The organism is Echinicola salinicaeni (genome assembly GCF_014280965.1).
Taxonomy (GTDB): domain Bacteria; phylum Bacteroidota; class Bacteroidia; order Cytophagales; family Cyclobacteriaceae; genus Echinicola; species Echinicola salinicaeni.
In genome coordinates this window covers 108,378-126,908 of sequence record NZ_JACODZ010000001.1, presented here as the reverse complement: position 1 = coordinate 126,908, position 18,531 = coordinate 108,378, and the positions used below count along the sequence as shown (strand labels likewise).

Annotated in this window: 15 protein-coding genes; 4 read left to right on the top strand and 11 right to left on the bottom strand. The window is 39.7% G+C overall.

What is annotated here, in order from left to right; all coding sequences use genetic code 11:
• Positions 1 to 22: 22 nt before the first annotated feature.
• Positions 23 to 2,638, bottom strand: coding sequence for an ATP-dependent chaperone ClpB (clpB, locus tag H7U17_RS00470; protein ID WP_186753657.1), 2,616 nt, complete (start codon positions 2,636 to 2,638; stop codon positions 23 to 25).
• Positions 2,639 to 2,948: 310 nt separating this feature from the next.
• Between clpB and rlmN the strand changes: the two genes are divergently transcribed.
• Both rlmN and H7U17_RS00460 read left to right on the top strand, forming a co-directional pair.
• Positions 2,949 to 4,007, top strand: a complete 1,059-nt coding sequence (gene rlmN, locus H7U17_RS00465; RefSeq protein WP_186753655.1) for a 23S rRNA (adenine(2503)-C(2))-methyltransferase RlmN — start codon at positions 2,949 to 2,951, stop codon at positions 4,005 to 4,007.
• Positions 4,008 to 4,134: 127 nt separating this feature from the next.
• Positions 4,135 to 4,605 (top strand): outer membrane beta-barrel protein, encoded by a 471-nt coding sequence (locus H7U17_RS00460; protein ID WP_186753653.1) that lies wholly within the window; start codon positions 4,135 to 4,137, stop codon positions 4,603 to 4,605.
• A 159-nt stretch (positions 4,606 to 4,764) separates the two neighbouring features.
• Here the strand turns inward: H7U17_RS00460 and murQ are convergent, their stop codons facing one another.
• The 7 genes from murQ to H7U17_RS00425 all read right to left on the bottom strand — a co-directional run bounded on the left by murQ (position 4,765) and on the right by H7U17_RS00425 (position 11,343).
• Entirely contained in the window at positions 4,765 to 5,577 is an 813-nt protein-coding gene (murQ, locus tag H7U17_RS00455) for an N-acetylmuramic acid 6-phosphate etherase (RefSeq protein WP_186753651.1), read from the bottom strand.
• Positions 5,574 to 6,416, bottom strand: a complete 843-nt coding sequence (locus H7U17_RS00450) for an N-acetylglucosamine kinase (RefSeq protein ID WP_186753649.1) — start codon at positions 6,414 to 6,416, stop codon at positions 5,574 to 5,576. Before H7U17_RS00450 ends, murQ begins: the two co-directional genes overlap by 4 nt.
• A gap of 4 nt (positions 6,417 to 6,420) precedes the next feature.
• Positions 6,421 to 6,648, bottom strand: coding sequence for a cytochrome b5 domain-containing protein (locus H7U17_RS00445; protein WP_186753643.1), 228 nt, complete (start codon positions 6,646 to 6,648; stop codon positions 6,421 to 6,423).
• A 2-nt stretch (positions 6,649 to 6,650) separates the two neighbouring features.
• Positions 6,651 to 7,802, bottom strand: a complete 1,152-nt coding sequence (locus H7U17_RS00440; protein WP_186753641.1) for a formimidoylglutamase — start codon at positions 7,800 to 7,802, stop codon at positions 6,651 to 6,653.
• Between the two features lie 108 nt (positions 7,803 to 7,910).
• Positions 7,911 to 9,215, bottom strand: a complete 1,305-nt coding sequence (gene nqrF, locus H7U17_RS00435) for an NADH:ubiquinone reductase (Na(+)-transporting) subunit F (protein WP_186753639.1) — start codon at positions 9,213 to 9,215, stop codon at positions 7,911 to 7,913.
• Between the two features lie 131 nt (positions 9,216 to 9,346).
• Positions 9,347 to 10,189, bottom strand: a complete 843-nt coding sequence (gene accD / locus H7U17_RS00430) for an acetyl-CoA carboxylase, carboxyltransferase subunit beta (protein ID WP_186753637.1) — start codon at positions 10,187 to 10,189, stop codon at positions 9,347 to 9,349.
• An 86-nt stretch (positions 10,190 to 10,275) separates the two neighbouring features.
• Entirely contained in the window at positions 10,276 to 11,343 is a 1,068-nt protein-coding gene (locus H7U17_RS00425) for a mechanosensitive ion channel family protein (protein WP_186753635.1), read from the bottom strand.
• Positions 11,344 to 11,567: 224 nt separating this feature from the next.
• On the opposite strand from H7U17_RS00425, the gene H7U17_RS00420 reads away from it, so the two are divergent.
• Positions 11,568 to 13,211, top strand: a complete 1,644-nt coding sequence (locus H7U17_RS00420; protein ID WP_186753633.1) for a carbon starvation CstA family protein — start codon at positions 11,568 to 11,570, stop codon at positions 13,209 to 13,211.
• Between the two features lie 73 nt (positions 13,212 to 13,284).
• The gene (locus H7U17_RS00415; protein WP_222439101.1) at positions 13,285 to 14,061 is read left to right on the top strand and encodes a zinc metalloprotease; all 777 of its coding nucleotides are present in this window, start codon (positions 13,285 to 13,287) and stop codon (positions 14,059 to 14,061) included.
• A gap of 38 nt (positions 14,062 to 14,099) precedes the next feature.
• On the opposite strand, the gene H7U17_RS00410 is transcribed toward H7U17_RS00415, so the two are convergent.
• From H7U17_RS00410 to carB, 3 genes are all read right to left on the bottom strand, one after another.
• The gene (locus H7U17_RS00410) at positions 14,100 to 15,215 is read right to left on the bottom strand and encodes a transporter (protein WP_186753631.1); all 1,116 of its coding nucleotides are present in this window, start codon (positions 15,213 to 15,215) and stop codon (positions 14,100 to 14,102) included.
• Positions 15,216 to 15,395: 180 nt separating this feature from the next.
• The gene (locus H7U17_RS00405; RefSeq protein WP_186753629.1) at positions 15,396 to 15,650 is read right to left on the bottom strand and encodes a DUF4834 family protein; all 255 of its coding nucleotides are present in this window, start codon (positions 15,648 to 15,650) and stop codon (positions 15,396 to 15,398) included.
• 23 nt (positions 15,651 to 15,673) lie between these two features.
• Positions 15,674 to 18,493 carry a carbamoyl-phosphate synthase large subunit gene (carB, locus tag H7U17_RS00400; RefSeq protein ID WP_186753627.1) on the bottom strand — a complete coding sequence of 940 codons (2,820 nt, stop codon included), beginning with the start codon at positions 18,491 to 18,493 and terminating at the stop codon, positions 15,674 to 15,676.
• Between the last annotated feature and the right edge of the window lie 38 nt (positions 18,494 to 18,531).

Below are 18,531 nucleotides of genomic sequence, written 5' to 3'. Positions count from 1 at the left end.
CCATACAAAATGTTCAATCACCTTATTCTATTTCTATGTTTTCTACATTCTTGAAATAAACCTGCTTGTCAGCATCCAAGTCAACCAAAACAGCAGAATCATTTTTAATATAACCGCTAAGGATTTCCTTGGATAGCTCATTAAGCACCATTCGCTGCATGGTCCTCTTCAAAGGCCTTGCGCCAAACTGAGGATCAAAACCAACTTCACCCAAGTAATCCAAAACTTCCCTGGTTGCATCTATTTCAATTCCTGCATCAGTCAACCTCTGTTGGATTTCCTTCCACTGGATGTCCACAATTTTGCGGGTAATTTCCTTATTCAATGGCTCAAACATGATTGTTTCATCAATCCTGTTCAAAAATTCAGGCCTTACGGATTTCTTCAGCAACTCAAATACTTCCGTTTTGGTATCCTCGATGATCTGATCTTTATTCCATTCCTCAATTCCCGTAAAACGCTCTTGAATCAATGTGGATCCAATATTAGTGGTCATGATAACAATAGTGTTCTTGAAATTGGCTACCCTTCCTTTATTGTCGGTCAACCTTCCATCATCCAATACCTGAAGTAATATATTGAATACATCTGGATGAGCTTTCTCTATCTCATCTAGAAGGATTACGGAGTAAGGCTTTCTCCTCACTGCTTCAGTCAACTGCCCTCCTTCATCATAACCCACATAGCCTGGAGGTGCCCCCACCAACCTACTTACCGCATGCCTTTCTTGATACTCGGACATATCGATCCTTACCATGGCATTTTCATCATTGAAGAGATATTCTGCAAGAGCCTTTGCCAGCTCTGTCTTACCTACACCGGTAGTCCCCATAAAGATAAAGGAGCCAATGGGACGTTTGGGATCCTGAAGTCCTGCACGGCTTCTTCTTACAGCATCCGACAAGGCAGCAATGGCCTCTTTTTGCCCTGCTATCCTCTTACTTAATTCATCTTCTAAATGAAGCAGTTTCTCACGTTCACTTTCCAACATTCTGGACAATGGAATCCCTGTCCATTTGGCCACTACCGCTGCAACATCCTCAGCATCCACTTCTTCTTTTAGCAAGGGAGAACCTTTCTGCATATCATGCAATTGCTGATTAAAGGATTCCAGCTTTTTCTCACTATCCGTAATCTTACCATAGCGTATTTCCGCTACTTTACCAAAGTCCCCGGCACGTTCTGCCTGATCTGCTTCTAGCTTGAACTTATCAATATTCTCTTTTTCTCTACGGATTCCAGTGATCACAGCCTTTTCACTTTCCCATTTGGCTTTTACCGATTGCCTTTTTTCAGAAAGCTCAGCAATCTCCTTACTTAATACAGTTTCCTTGTCCTTGTTTTTTTCCCTTCTGATGGCCTCTCGCTCAATCTCCAATTGCATGATCCTACGATTCAGCTCATCCAATTCTTGAGGAAGAGAATCAATTTCCATCCTTAGTTTTGCAGCTGCCTCATCCATCAAGTCAATAGCCTTATCCGGCAAGAAACGATCTGAAATATAACGTTGGGACAACTCCACTGCAGAAATTACAGCATCATCCTTAATACGTACACCATGGTGCAGCTCATACTTATCCTTAATACCCCTTAGGATTGAAATGGCATCAGCAGTATCTGGCTCATCCACCATTACAGCCTGAAACCTTCTTTCCAAAGCCTTATCCTTCTCCACATATTTCTGGTACTCTTTCAAAGTAGTAGCACCGATTGCATGCAGCTCTCCTCTTGCCAAGGCTGGCTTCAATAGGTTAGCAGCATCCATGGCTCCTTCTCCACCTCCACCGGCTCCTATCAGGGTATGAATCTCATCTATAAAAAGGATTATTTGCCCATCTGAATCAGTTACCTCTTTGATGACAGCCTTGAGCCTCTCCTCAAACTCACCCTTATATTTAGCTCCTGCAACCAATAAACCCATATCAAGAGAAATAAGGGTCTTTGATTTCAGGTTCTCAGGAACGTCTCCACTAACAATCCTTTGCGCCAGACCTTCTACAATCGCAGTTTTACCCACGCCAGGTTCTCCCAATAGGATCGGGTTGTTTTTGGTTCTTCTGGCCAAAATCTGAAGCACACGCCTGATCTCTTCATCCCTACCTATTACTGGGTCTATTTTACCCTTTTTTGCCAGTTCATTTAGGTTTTTGGAATACTTCTCCAAAGACCTGTATTTGGCCTCAGCGTTTTGATCGGTCACTTTATTTCCTTGTCTCAATTCTTTAATCGCTTCAATAAGTGCTTTTTCTGTCACCCCTTGGTCTTTGAGCAACTGGCTGGTCTTATCCCCTGCAGATAGTATCCCCAAAAGCAAATGCTCAATAGCGACAAACTCATCTCCAAAAGTTTTCAAGTAACCCTTTGCTTTAGCCAAAACCTGATTACCTGCATTGGAGAGATAGGGCTGCTGGCCACTGACCTTGGGATAGGAACTGATGATTTCCTCCAATTTCTGAGTCACCATCTTTTGGTTTACGCCTAGTTTCTTGAATACGAAATCCACCACACTCTCATCCTCAGATAGGATACCCTTTAACAAATGAGCCGGTTCAATGGCTTGCTGTTGTTCAGCCATACACAGCTCTGCTGCCTTTTGAACAGCTTCTTGTGATTTGATCGTAAATTGCTTGAAATCCATTATATATCTAATCTTTTTATTACTTATTCATCTATGGAGCCATGCCCCGTGATCTACTTTAATCAAAATGAACACCAAATAAATATTTCAAAGAAAATCGGAAATATTGACTGAAAACGAAGTCAAAGCTCTCTTTTTTAGGACTTTTTGACAGATAAATTGTAAAGTAAGAAGATAAATACGACAGACTTAATCCAATAATCACAAAATATCCTATCGTTTTACAAGGCTCAAAACCATTTGTTCCTAACATAAGACAAGACTTTCCACAGCATACTGGATAATCCTTACATTTTCATACCTTTGCATTATGAATAAGGGTGATAAAAAGGATATTAGGCAATTAAGCCTGGAAGAACTTCAGGAATTTTTCCTATCTGTTGGGGATAAAAAATTCAGGGCAAAACAAGTCTATGAATGGCTTTGGAACAAATCATTGAAAAATTTCGATGATATGACCAATATCTCCCTTCCCACCCGTGAAATGCTGAAAGAAAACTTCACGATCAATCATGTTAAGGTTGACCTGATGCAGCATTCAAATGATGGCACCATTAAAAATGCTGTCAAATTATTTGATGATAAGATCGTTGAGTCTGTACTCATTCCTACCAGCAAAAGAATTACTGCCTGCGTTTCTTCACAAGTAGGCTGTAGCCTGGACTGCAATTTCTGCGCAACAGCGAGACTAAAACGCATGAGAAACCTTAATCCTGATGAAATTTATGATCAGGTAGTAGCAATCAAAGAAGAAGCAGATACCTATTTCCAGCGTCCACTTACCAATATTGTTTTCATGGGCATGGGAGAACCATTGCTTAACTATGCCAATGTAATTGAAGCCATTGACAAAATCACTTCTCCGGAGGGATTGGGAATGGCGCCAAGAAGAATTACCCTTTCCACTGTAGGCATCCCAAAAATGATCAAAAAAATGGCTGATGATGGGGTAAAGTTCAACTTGGCCATTTCTTTACACTCCGCTATCAATGAAACGCGAAGTAGATTGATGCCTATTAATGACAAAAGCCCCTTAGAAGATCTGGCTGAGGCCTTAAAGTATTGGTATTATAAAACCAAAAGCAAGGTCACTTATGAATACGTGATATGGGATGGAGTCAACGATAATGAAGAACATGCTAGGGCCTTGGCTAAATTTTGCAAGCATATTCCTTCAAAGGTAAATATCATTCAGTACAACCCCATTGATGAAGGCGAGTTCCGCCAAGCTTCTCAAGAAGCAGTTGACATGTATGTACGCATCTTGGAATCCCAAGGTATTGTGGCCAAAGTCAGAAAATCTAGGGGGCAAGATATCGATGCTGCATGTGGTCAATTGGCAAATAAAAATGAAGTAACCAGTATATAGCTCATTCTTAACTGGTTTATAAAAGCCTCACTTAGTTATTAAAAATCATTTCAAAAGTTAATCGCTTTTGATGAATCTTTGGATTAGTTTTTGCGTTTAATAACAACTAAACTTTTATTATATAACTATGAAAAAATTATTATTACTAGGCCTCTTTGCATTGACCGTATCGTTTGCACAGGCACAAACCGCAGGAGATGTTAGATTACAATTTGGTGGCGATTTTGGCTTTGACTCAGAAGCTTTTGGGTTGAATTTTGGCGGAGAGTATTTGATCACTGATCAGATTGCTGCAGCGCCTAATTTCACGATTTATTTTCCTGAAGGAGGTAATGCCAGTACATTAAATCTTGATGCTAGATATTATTTCACACGTGACATCCTTCAATGGTACGGACTGGTCGGCTTCACCAACAACTGGTGGTCAGCTGAATTCATGGATGTAAAAGTCAAAGAAAGCAGAGCAGGAGCCAATATCGGTGCTGGTGGTGTTTTAAAATTTGCAGATAATTTCGCATTCAACCCGGAGTTGAAATACCAAGCACAAAGTGGTGGACAAGCCGTATTTAGACTGGCTCTGGTTTATTTCTTGCCATAAGCAAAAAGAGGCTGTCTCATTTACCGGTTAATTGTGTCATTCTGACGAAAGATCCTGTCCCGTTGACTAACGGGAAAGAATCTCTTTTTCTGAGTATAAAGTTAATTAAGAGATTTTTCCTAAGATCGAAATGGCAAAACTGAGACAGCCTTTTTCATTTTATGATTGACTATTTTCCCAATCCTCCAAAGCCGCTTTCACCGAACCAAACTTTAGCAACCTCTCTTTAGCTGGCTCCTCTTCCAAACCAGTAGCCTCCATGACCATTCTAGTTCCCCTCTCCACTAACTTCTCATTGGATAGCTGCATATTCACCATCTTATTGCCTTTGACCTTACCCAACTTGATCATCACAGCAGTTGAAATCATATTGAGCACCAACTTCTGAGCAGTTCCGGCTTTCATCCGTGTGCTCCCCGTTACAAACTCTGGCCCCACTACAACTTCAATAGGATATTCAACTGCCTCTGCCAATGGAGAACCGGCATTACAGGTAATACAACCTGTGAGCAAACCTTTGTCTCTAGCTGCCTTAACCCCCCCAATCACATAGGGAGTAGTTCCAGAAGCAGCAATACCTATTACCGTATCCAGCTCATTGATCCCATTGGATTTTAGATCTTGCCAAGCTTGGCTGGAGTCATCCTCCGCCTTTTCCACTGCTTTACGGATAGCCGTATCTCCACCCGCAATAATCCCAATAACCATATCATGGGACACCCCATAGGTAGGTGGACACTCGGATGCATCCAGGATACCCAATCTCCCACTGGTACCAGCTCCTATATAAAACAAACGCCCCCCCTCTTTCATTTTAGTCACTATTTGTTCTATTAGCTTTTCTATTTCAGGAAGGACTTTCTGGACCGCTTGGGGCACTGTTTGGTCTTCCCTGTTAATATTAGCAATCAATTCTTCAACACTCATGGACTCCAAATTATCATAATTGGAGCTACTTTCGGTCGTTCTCATTTTTTGTTTTTATGGTATAAGGTCAAACCCGCAATAGGGCTTTCTAAAATTAAATTTACGTTAATCCCAAGATCTCCGGCAGCTTTTCTCAGCACATCGCTATTATAAAAAGCTACCGAACCTACAAAATTGACTTTCTTTCTTTCGAAATCCCTATATTTCATCACATGCTTTTTTAGAAAATCCTGAAAGCTATTATAATACAAAAGGTAACAATAGGGATCACGTATATTTTCGGTCAAAAACCTACAAAAGCTGGCCATATATCTTCCTGGAAATGGCTTTTGATAAACATTTTCTTGAATTCCCTGTATTGTAAGCTCAAAGCGCTCCAAGGCCCTCAATCTAATTTCATTAGGCAATTCATCATGTATAAAGTCTTTGAGGAATTTTTTACCGATATAAGAACCTCCTCCCTCATCCCCCAAGATAAACCCAGGCGATGGCCGCGAATCAACTATCAATTCACCATCATAATCTCCACTATTAGACCCTGTTCCCAAAATACAAGCTATTCCTGCCTCATGCCCACAAGTAGCTCTCGCTGCTGCCATCAGATCATGATCTACCGTGATGGCAGCCTTCACAAAAATATTTTGAAGGGCATGGGAAACCGTGGATTTATTTTGATCAGAAGTACAGCCAGCCCCATAATAGAAGATATATTCTACTTCTTCCTTCAGATTAAGTAAAAACTCATCTTCAAGCTCAGCAGCCATTTCAACAGCAGTTTGGTAATAGGGGTTGAACCCTACTCCTCTGAATTGGGAAATATTACCATTATGGTCAATACCTCGCCAATCCGTTTTACTTGATCCACTGTCCGCGATTAAAATCATGCCATTAAACTAACTGACCAATAGTCTCAAATTTATCAAATACATTTTCTGTATGAGGTGCATCTGGCAGCTCATCAGTTAGGTCCTGTCCTGCCCAATGCTCATAATGTTTGCCATTTTTCCACAACCTGGAACTACTAACATCATAAATACGCCCCTTATAGGCCACCCATATCTCTGGCTTATCCTGCCCATTTCGCAGCGCCAATTGCTGCTTAGTATATAAATTCATACTCAATAAAGTTTTAATTGAGCATTGATCCACCGCTCTGGAATTTCCCCACGTTGAGCGGTTTGATAATCTTGGTAACTACAAGGAATTATAGTGTCTCTTTCAAACTTTTCTTTACCAGTTTGGGGAACTTCCATCCACCATTTACCACTTAAATTACTCTTATAGAATAATATTACAGAAGGCTTTGAATCCAAAGAAACGGTATATTTAGTATAATCATTACTCTTAAAAGAAAGACTGTCCTTCCTATGGTAAAATCCTTCTATGAAATACCAAACCATGGTCGCCATCACTGAAGCAGTTTTGAAGCGTTGATCATCATAACGAGGTTGATATCCATATAATCCCAATGAGCTTAATTTTTCATTCATGCCAGCAAACCAGCAAATTTGACAAGCTTCCTCTGCTGTTAGACCAAAGGGCTGCGCATCTGAAGCCCCTGGCGCGTCGGCAGACTGAATCGCACATATATCAAAGCTCACCAAATCAGCATTTCGTATCAAAGGCTCTATTTCCTTAAAATTATCCCTTAACTGCCCTAAGCGAACATGATCAAAATACAATTTTTCCATGACATTCACCAAATCTCTATCAGTCAAAAAACTTTGATAGGCCAATTGGGTATAATTAAAGAGGAAATTGGGCTGATGTAAAATAATATCTTGTGAGTGAATCTCGAATGGCGCTCCTTCATCTTCCATATCAATCTTTGCATCCACCGTGAGCATGCTCACAAGCTTTTTCATCCCCTCATAAGAAAGGTATTGGCCATAATCCAAATCGTGAGTCCCTCCAATGTATATAGGAAGTATCTGCCTTTGCATCAGCTCTTCTCCTACACTCTGAATCCTGATATAGGTTTCTTGCAGATCAATCCCTGCCCTCAAATTCCCAAGATCAGCAATTTTATAGTGGGACAATCCCCTTTTAAGATTATAAAGCTTTTGGCGGACCTCATGTGCTCCCTCATCAAAACTTTCCTGATCCTTACAGCCTCTGGCATCTTCAAGACCTATAATGGCAATCTGGATACCATTCAAATCAGGAAAAAGCTCCCCGTAATAATTGATATGCTTAAAGAAGGAATTATGCGCATAACTTTTTTGAGTAATGCGATCCGGGATTGGGTCAAATAAAATCTTAAGGTCCATAGGTGATTCTTTAGCGGCTACTCCCTAAACAATAGAAGTTCGGGCCGTAAAATTAATCAAAAACTAATAGCAAATAAAAAAGTCCTGCTGACGCAGGACTTTTTTAACTTAACCACCGAAGTCGTCAAATCTGATATTTTCTTTTGGAACTCCCATATCATCCAACAGCTTCAAAACTGCTGAGTTCATTAATGGAGGTCCACAAAGGTAAAATTCTATTTCATCTGGCTCTGGATGATCTTTCAAATAATTATCATAGAGCACTTGATGAATAAATCCTACATAACCATCACCCTCTTCATCATCCAAAGATTTCTTGATCTTCCAATTATCTTCTGGTAGTGGTTCAGATAGACCTACATAGAATTTGAAATTAGGGAAGTCTTTCTCTATATCTCTGAAGTGAGGAACATAAAACAATTCCTTCTTCGAACGACCACCATACCAATAAGAAACTTTTCTATCTGATTTTTCTGTATGGAACAAGTGGAAGATATGAGATCTCAAAGGAGCCATACCAGCACCACCACCAATGTAGATCATTTCTCTTTCGGTAGGATTGATATGGAATTCACCATAAGGACCAGAGATAGTTACTTTATCCCCAGGCTTACGCGAGAACACATAAGAAGAACAAACACCAGGATTGACATCCATCCATTTGTTATTTGCTCTATCCCATGGTGGGGTAGCGATACGAATGGTCAACATTACAATATTACCTTCGGCAGGGTGATTGGCCATGGAATAAGCCCTAAACAGCTCTTCATCATTCTTCATCACCAAGCTCCAAAGACCAAACTTATCCCAGTCACTTTGGTACACATCAGCAGGGTGTCCTAACTCAGGATGTGGAGTAATATCAATATCCTTAAAGTTTACAGTAATTTCAGGAACATCAATCTGGATATATCCACCTGATTCAAAATCCAAAACCTCACCTTCTGGTAATTTCACTTTGAATTCTTTGATAAAGGTCGATACGTTGTAATTTGAAATTACTTCGCAATCCCACTTCTTAATACCGAAGATTTCTTCAGGGATGCGAATTTTCATATCCTGTTTAACTTTCACCTGGCAAGAAAGCCTTACGTTGCTTTGCTGCTCTGAACGGCTAAGATGCCCCACTTCTGTAGGAAGCACCTCTCCACCACCTTCTTCAACTGTACATTTACACATGGCACATGTACCACCTCCACCACAGGCAGAAGGCAGGAAGATTTTTTGGTTACCCAAGGTAGCCAAAAGGGAGGACCCAGCGGAAGTAGTTACCGGATTGGCTTCATCTCCATTGATGATAATTTTCACATCTCCTGAAGCTACCAGCTTAGACTGGGCAAACAGTAGTATGAAAACAAGTAGCAAAATAATCAAGGTAAATGCTACAATTGATGTAATAATTACTGAACTCATTTAATAATGCTTTTTCTAGTTCTCTTTCAGTATATCAAGCACCTCATTTGAGGCACACAAATATATTTAATATTCCCTAAAATCGGAGACCGTTCAGGTAAATTTTAACTTTAATTTATATACACAACCAATTAATTGCTCAATAGTTTAAGCAAAGTTGAAAGCCTTGTTTTAAGCTGCCTTCTATCAACAATAAAATCCAAGAAGCCATGTTCCAATACAAATTCTGCACTTTGGAATCCTTTTGGAAGATCTTTACCGATTGTTTCACGAATTACCCTTGGACCGGCAAAACCAATCAAGGCTCCTGGTTCGGCAATATTAAAATCACCTAACATTGCATAGGAGGCAGTCACCCCACCAGTAGTAGGATCTGTCACCAATGAAATATAAGGGATTTTTGCTTCGTCCAATAAAGCTAATTTTGCAGAAGTCTTAGCCATTTGCATCAAACTAAAACCTGCCTCCATCATTCTGGCACCTCCAGACTTGGAGATCATCAAAAATGGAATTTTGTTTTTTAGGGAATGATCTATCGCCCTAGCAATTTTTTCACCCACTACAGACCCCATAGAACCACCTATAAAGCTAAAGTCCATGGAAGCAATCACAATATCCTGCCCATTGATTTTACCTACTCCGGAACGAACAGCATCTTTTAATCCGGTTTTATTGATAGTAGCTTCAATCCTTGAAGTATAAGGTTTGCTGTCCACAAAATTCAATGGATCACCAGAGGTCATTTCGGCATCAAGCTCTTGGAACTTGTTGTCATCAAATAAAATCTCAAAATATTCCTTAGACCCTATTTTAACGTGATAATCATCATCAGGACACACAAATGCATTGTTCTTCAATTCACGGGTGTGGATGATATTTCCCTTTGGCGTCTTAAACCAAAGGCCATCTGGGGCGTCTTTCTTCTCTTGAGTGGAAGTTTTAATTCCTGCGTCTTTTCTCTTAAACCAAGCCATATGTTGTATTTTAAGGCTGAAAATTTCTTTTCAGGGACTACAAATTTATAGGTATTATCCGTTAAATAAAATGAAATGTTGCTTTCTCATTTCGGACGACCATTTTCTATAGATTCGGTTTCTTCCATTCTGTCCATCAAAACCCGGGTTTTGGGCAATGATTCAGGATATTTTTCTTGAATATAGTGTATCATTTGCTCCCTCACCAAACACCGTAAATCAAAAGCTGAAGGACTGTCTTTTGCACTCATCAAACACCTCAATTCCAATACGGTAGATTTCATATCAGTAACTTGAAGCACCTGAACCTTTCCATCCCACAAATCCGTATTATCCAGAATTTGTTTGAGCTTATCCTTCAAATCCAAAACAGGAATGGTAGGATCTACATATAAAAAAACCGTTCCCCAAATATCAGCCGTAGTCCTCGTCCAGTTTTGAAAAGGCTTTTCCAGAAAATAATAAATCGGCAATACAAGTCGACGCTGATCCCAAATACAAACCACCACATAGGTCAGGTTGATTTCCTCAATCTTCCCCCACTCTCCTTCGACGACGACCACATCATCTATTCGAATGGGCTGTGTAAAAGCTATTTGAAATCCAGCTAGTAAATTAGCTATGGACTTTTGTGCTGCCAAACCAATGATTATACCAGCCACCCCTGCTGATGCCAGAATACCTTGTCCAGCTTTTCGGGCTGACTCAAAACTCATCATCACAAAAGAAAAAGCCACAATCACTATGACCACTACTATAATTTTCTGTATAAAGCTCACCTGAGTATGCATCCTCCTTTCCTTTAAGTTGTCGGTTTTGATAAAGGAATGATGCTCCAAAAAATAATACTTTAATAATGCAGTAAGCGCAATGAGTACCCAAGCTAAATTAACATAAAACAAAATCTGAAAAATTTTAAATTGACTGATATAGCTCCAATCCTCTGGCGAAAACTTGGATTCCAATAATGGAAAAAGCAGAAAAAACAGACCCCACTTCAAGGAATTGGACAATCCCTGAATGGATTTTCTGCCCGCATCAGACTGAGGCTTATAAAATCTTTTGACCAACGAGGTAAAGGACAACCAGATCACCAAATGGGCACACAATAGCAATCCAATTGAGATAGATACAAATACAATCTTGTCATTCATCTTAATAGCATTTAAGTGATCAAGGAATAAGGAAGGTTACCGGGCCGTGATAATAATTGCGAGTAAACTCTAAGATTTTACACCACTTGTCCTCGTGGTATATTGAAGGAAAGCGGAGATTAATTACATTTGTTGATTATATGAAAAAACCAAACGAAGGACTTAAGTAAACTTAAGTTTCGTTATAATATATATAGAAGAAACAATAAATCCAAAAATACATTATGACCCTACCCGCTATCCTATTATTGTCTGGGATTATACTTTTAGGAGCATATTTACTTTATGGTAAATATGTTTTCAAAAAATTTAATATCAATGACAAAAACCGAACCCCTTCTCACCAATATAGGGATGGAGTAGATTATGTCCCCAGCAAACCCATTGTTGTATTAGGACACCATTTTGCCTCCATTGCAGGCGCAGGCCCTATAGTAGGTCCTATTATTGCCGTAACCTTTGGTTGGATTCCTGCCATCATATGGATCTTGGTTGGGGGGATTTTCTTCGGTGCTGTCCACGATTTGGGAAGTATGATCGCTTCCATGAGAAATCAGGGTAAATCCATAGGGACCATTATCAAGAACAATATTGGCTATAAAGGAAAGCAGCTGTTTATGATTTTTAGCTTTTCTACCCTGATTCTGGTTATAGCTGTATTTGCAGATATCATTGCCAAAACATTTATCAATAATCCGGGAGTGGCTTCTGCCTCTATCCTCTTTATTGGATTAGCCGTAGTATTTGGTATTGTCAACAAATTTGTGGCAGATAAAAAAAGCCTATTTATCATTATATCGCTCATTGGCGTATCCTTAATGTATTATTTTGTTTACCTAGGCATGCAAATTCCCTTCGAGCTTAATTATGAGCTCTGGCTTTATATTTTGCTGGCCTATGCTTTTATAGCGTCAGTAACACCAGTTTCTCTATTACTGCAGCCAAGAGATTACCTCAATAGTTTCTTACTGTATGGATTGATCATTTTTGCTACCATCGGTATTTTATATGCCAATCCAGAAATCAAAATGGATACCCAAGTAAATATCACTTCAGAAAACCTGGGCTATTTATTTCCTGTGCTTTTTGTCACTATAGCCTGTGGAGCCATAAGTGGCTTTCACTCCTTAGTAGCTTCAGGAACAACTTCCAAACAAATTGACAAAGAAGGAGATGCTAAAGTAGTTGGCTTTGGAGGAATGTTGATTGAATCATTTTTGGCCATCATTTCAGTGGCCGCAGTCATTATTCTCAGTAGAGAGGAATATGCAAGTAACTTAAGTTTGAAAGGCCCTGTCACCATGTTTTCCGATGGCTTGGGATCTATGATGGCCACCTTGGGCATCCCAGAACAAATGGCTGTCAGTTTCGTCGCACTCACGGTGTCTGCATTTGCCCTAACTACACTGGATACCTGTACTAGATTGGCAAGGTTTACCCTACAGGAATATTTCGAAGGGGTAGAAAACCCTGTCGGCAAGCAATTATCTGAAAATAGATTTTTGAGCACTGGCATAGTGGTCGTTCTTTCAATATTATTGATACGTTCTGGAGGCTTTACCACCTTATGGCCAATTTTTGGTTCAGCCAATCAACTATTAGCTGCACTGGCTTTGCTAGCCATCGCCGTTTGGCTTATAAATATTAATGTCAATGCTACCTTCGTTCTGATTCCTATGTTTTTCATGTTTACAGTGACATTGACATCACTTGGGATTTTTGCGTGGAAAAATTTCCAAGAAGAAGCTTATGTGCTTTCGGTTATTGCAGCAATTTTATTCGTACTTTCTATTGTTTTGATTATCCTTGCCAAAAAAAGTTTGGAAGAAAAATCTCCCATTCCCGAAACAGGAAATTCTATTAAATAGAAAAAGTAGGTATATTTGCAGCTTAATCAATTAATAGACTGATATTTACATCGATCATCTTATAAAATAAATAGTGAACAGAAACCTTCTTAGCACTCATTTCTTCTTATTTATCTTTGTTGCTTTTGTCTTTACCTCCTGCTTTACAGACAGGGAAGTCGATGAAAGAATTGAAAGCATCAAAGCTGCCAAAAGAGGTATAGGAGCTTCTTCCAATGAAATTCTTTCCGCAAATAAATTTTCCAGCATTGACCTTGAAATCCAATACATGGAAGGATTTCCTCCAAACCAAACATCAATAGGCACGATTGTAAATTGGATGGAGAGCCTGGTAAATAAACCTGTAGGAATTAATATAATTATCAAGTCCATTCCTGCCATGGGGCAAGAGAACTACACGCTTGATGAAATAAGAGAAATAGAAGACAATAATAGAAGCAGTTATAATACAGGCTCAGCGCTAGGAATGTATATCTTAATAGTAGATGGATATTTTGATCAGGATACCGATACTGAATTTAGCCTGGGAATCTCCCATAGAAATACCTCTCTTGCACTAATGGGACAAAGAATATTAGAAAACTCAGGACGTGTGGGTAAACCAAGTAAGGAGAAATTAGAGAGCACGGTTTTGCTGCATGAACTTGGACACTTGATGGGCTTGGTAAACCTTGGCTCCAATATGCAAGTAGAACATGAAGATGAAGAGCATGAACACCATTGCAACAATAAGGACTGTTTAATGTACTGGGCGGTAGAAACCAATATCCTTCACAACACAGTCAACAATGGTATACCCAACCTTGATCAAAACTGTCATAATGACCTTATAGCAAATGGGGGCAAATAAACAATTACCCCCATTTTCCTGAAATCAATTAAGCATTCTTACATGCTGTGAAAAGGCTCAGATATCTTTTTAGTAATCCTCCAAGCAAAACCAATATTAATCAAGTAATCTGCAAAGGCGGCATCGCCATGTCTATACCTATCGGGTGTGGTATTCTGAATATCCAAATAACTTCTTGTCCTGTTCCTTTCTAAGGCTATTGGCACATTCACATTAATCGAGAACTTATTTTTGGCATAATTTATACCTGGCTCTACAGATAAAGCATAACCAGGCCTTCTAAACCCGTCACTTCCTCCAATTAAATCATAAACAGGAATACATTCATATCTCCCTCCCAAATAAAAACTTAATCCTGGCACTGCGCTAATGTAGGTAGCCCCCAAACGAACAGCATATTGATCAGGAACAGAAAATTCAGTCCCTCTATTTCTAGAAGATTCTCCATTGGTTTCTCTGGGATTAGCCAGATAAAAAAAGCTTCCATTCAACATAAAACTGTGCGAAAGCATTCTATAGCCCTGAAGCTCCAAAGTTCCACCAAAACCACCATCTCCAGGCTGAATGGACTGGTCCACTGTCAGCTCCAAAGTTTCATCCCTATTTTCTCCCTGGTTATAAAAAGTACTGGTCGCGCCATAATCTCCAGTGGGTAACTTTAGTCCCAGTCCCACAGAAAAATTGCCTTTGGAATTCTTATCAGGGTTCAACACCCAATAAGAAGCACTCAACCGTACATCACCAAGTCCACTTGAATAAGTTTTATGACGGTCACCCAGGCCATTTGGAGGATTTCCCCCATGCTCATACATGGAAGATCGCTCATGATAAACTATTGGCAATATCAATGAACCATACAACCTATCGCTAAAACCATAGGAAACGGATGCATCAAAGAAATAGGAATCATTGATCACTTCTGTCCCTTCCTCTACCCTATTGGTTTCTTCTTCATGACCTCTAAAATGTCTGAAGGAATGGAAATACCTAAAATTCCCATTGATCAACCACTCCCCTTTTGGCAAGAATGCTTGTGACCCGACTTGCCCATTACAAGCTGAAAAACCGCGAATAGCCACACATCCTTGAGAGTAGGCAACCTGAGCAGTAATGATAAAGATGAATAATAAAGTTATTAAGTAGATTTTTTTCATTGATAATTGACCTTAGAAATTAGAAAATGATTGAATACTGACATGCGGCTAACTCCACAAATTGCCAAATATCCTTCAAAAGTCAAACATCAATTCATTATAGTTCAAAAAAAAGAGCCCCCTATTTAGGGGACTCTTTCTAAATTACTTAAAATTTTATATCTAAAGCGCGAGGATTAATCAATCCTTCACCTCTTCATAATCGACATATTCACCGCCTCGAATATCTTTCTTACTTCTCTTTTGATATTCCTTGGGCACATAGTCTACATGGATTTCTCCATTATCCTTTTCCGCCCGCTGCTGAGTCCTTTGCTCTTCTCTAGCAGCAGCTTTTACCTGCTGAGCAAATTGCCCCAATTTGGATCTTAAAAAGTATCGGAAAAGCTGTCCAAACAACCAACCGATACAAAGAATTAATATGATATACTTCAAAGCGAATTGAATTTAATTACAAATTATCTACTCAGATATAGGTTCCTCTCAGCATAAATCTTTAAGAAGTAATCATCCATTAAATCATCAATAAAATAGATGGCCTCTCCCGTAGATTTCATCTCAGGACCTAATTCTTTATTGACGTTAGGAAACTTATGGAAAGAGAACACCGGCTCTTTGATTGCATATCCTTTCTTAGTAGGATTGAACTTAAAGTCGGTCACTTTATTGGCACCCAACATCACTTTTACGGCATAATTCACATAAGGTTCTTGATAAGCCTTACAAATAAACGGCACAGTCCTAGATGCTCTTGGGTTAGCCTCGATCACATATACTTTATCATCCTTGATCGCAAACTGAATATTGATCAGACCTACAGTTTTCAATGCCAAGGCTATTTTCTCTGTAAAAGTCTCAATTTGTCTTACTACCAAGTCACCCAAGTTATATGGAGGCAATACTGCGTATGAGTCACCTGAGTGAATTCCTGCAGGCTCAATATGCTGCATGATACCAATGATATATACATTTTCACCATCACAGATCGCATCCGCTTCAGCCTCGATAGCCCCCTCAAGGAAATGATCCAGAAGAATCTCATTATCTGGAATATCCTTCAATACTTCTACTACATGCTGCTCAAGCTCCTTCTCATTAATCACAATCTTCATTCCCTGACCACCCAATACATAAGAAGGTCTCACCAATAAGGGGAATCCGATAGTTTTACAAAGCTCAAGGGCTTCATCTGTATTATGAATAGTTCCAAACTCTGGATAAGGAACCTCGTTTTCTTTCAATAAGGCAGAAAATTCTCCACGGTCTTCAGCAAGATCTAAAGCTTCAAAGCTTGTACCCAAGATCTTAACACCGTATTTTTCCAATTTCTCAGCCAACTTAAGAGCAGTCTGTCCACCTAACTGAACAATTACGCCCTCAGGCTTTTCATGAAGAATGATTTCATAGATATGCTCCCAGAATACTGGTTCAAAATAAAGCTTATCTGCAATATCAAAGTCAGTGGAAACAGTCTCAGGGTTACAGTTGATCATGATGGTTTCATAACCGCACTCTTTTGCCGCCAATACACCGTGAACGCAAGAATAATCAAACTCAATACCTTGACCAACTCGGTTAGGACCAGAACCTAATACAATGACCTTCTTTTTATCACTTGAGATAGATTCATTTTCCTCTCCAAAAGAAGAGTAATAGTACGGTGTCTGTGCTTCAAATTCAGCCGCACAAGTATCCACCAGTTTATACACACGCTTGATACCCATTTCGTCTCTACGCTTCTTGAAGACCTCACTCTCCAAGCAACCCAAAAGATGGGCAATCTGACGATCAGCATAACCTTTGTGTTTTGCCATCACCATCAAATCCTTAGGAATAGTATCCAAAGTGTACTTGTCCAAGGTAATGTCTAAGTGTACCAATTCCTCGATTTGCTTCAAGAACCACTTATCGATTTTGGTTAAATCTTGGATAGTTCTAAAAGAGATACCTAATTTAAAGGCATCATAAATATGGAAAAGACGATTCCAGCTCGGGTGCTCCAAGCTATATAGAATCTGATCTTGGTTCTTTAACTCTTTACCATCAGCACCAAGACCATTTCTCTTGATCTCCAGTGACTGACAGGCTTTTTGCAAGGCCTCTTGGAAATTCCTACCAATTCCCATTACCTCACCTACTGCTTTCATGGAAAGACCTAATTTACGATCAGACCCTTTGAACTTATCAAAATTCCATCTAGGAATCTTAACAATCACATAGTCAATGGCTGGCTCAAAGAAAGCGGAAGTTGTTCCGGTAATTGAATTAGGCAGCTCATCCAAATTATACCCCATAGCTAGTTTGGCAGCTACTTTTGCAATCGGGTAACCTGTAGCTTTAGAAGCCAATGCTGATGAACGAGATACCCTAGGATTGATCTCAATACCAATTATGGTCTGGTTGTCAGGGCTAACAGAGAACTGCACGTTACATCCACCTGCAAAGTTTCCAATACCATTCATCATCTTGATGGCCAAACTCCTCATTTCCTGGTAAACAGGATCTGGAAGTGTCATCGCTGGGGCAACAGTGATAGAGTCACCAGTGTGAACCCCCATTGGGTCGAAGTTTTCAATAGAACAAACAACAATCATATTGCCTATACTATCACGAAGTACTTCAAGCTCATATTCTTTCCAACCTAGGATACTTTGTTCGATCAATACCTCGTGGGTTGGAGAGGCCTTAAGCCCACTCATAAGGGCTTTTTCAAAATCTTCTTCTTTTTCTACGAAACCACCACCGGTACCGCCTAGGGTATAGGAAGGTCTAATAACTAATGGGAAACCGATTTCCTGGGCAATTTCCTTACCTTGGAGGAAGGAAGTAGCTGTTTTACCAACACAAACCCCTACATTAAGCTCTTCCATTAAGGCCTTGAACTTCTCACGGTTTTCTGCAGTTTCGATGGCATCGATATCGACACCGATCATTCTCACATTAAACTTTTCCCAGATTCCGGCTTGATCGGCCTCAATGGCTAAGTTTAATGCTGTTTGACCACCCATGGTAGGAAGTACACAGTCAATATCCGGATGATCAGTCAGGATTTTTACAATGGATTTTTTCTCCAAGGGAAGCAGGTAAACATTGTCTGCAGTAACCGGATCAGTCATAATGGTTGCCGGATTGGAGTTGATAAGGGTCACAGTGACGCCCTCTTCTCTTAAAGATCTCGCTGCTTGAGATCCTGAATAATCAAACTCACAGGCCTGGCCAATTATGATTGGACCACTTCCAATGATCAGTACATGTTTAATGCTATTATCTTTAGGCATGCTATAGAGAGGTTTGGATAAGTTTTTTACTTATGGCT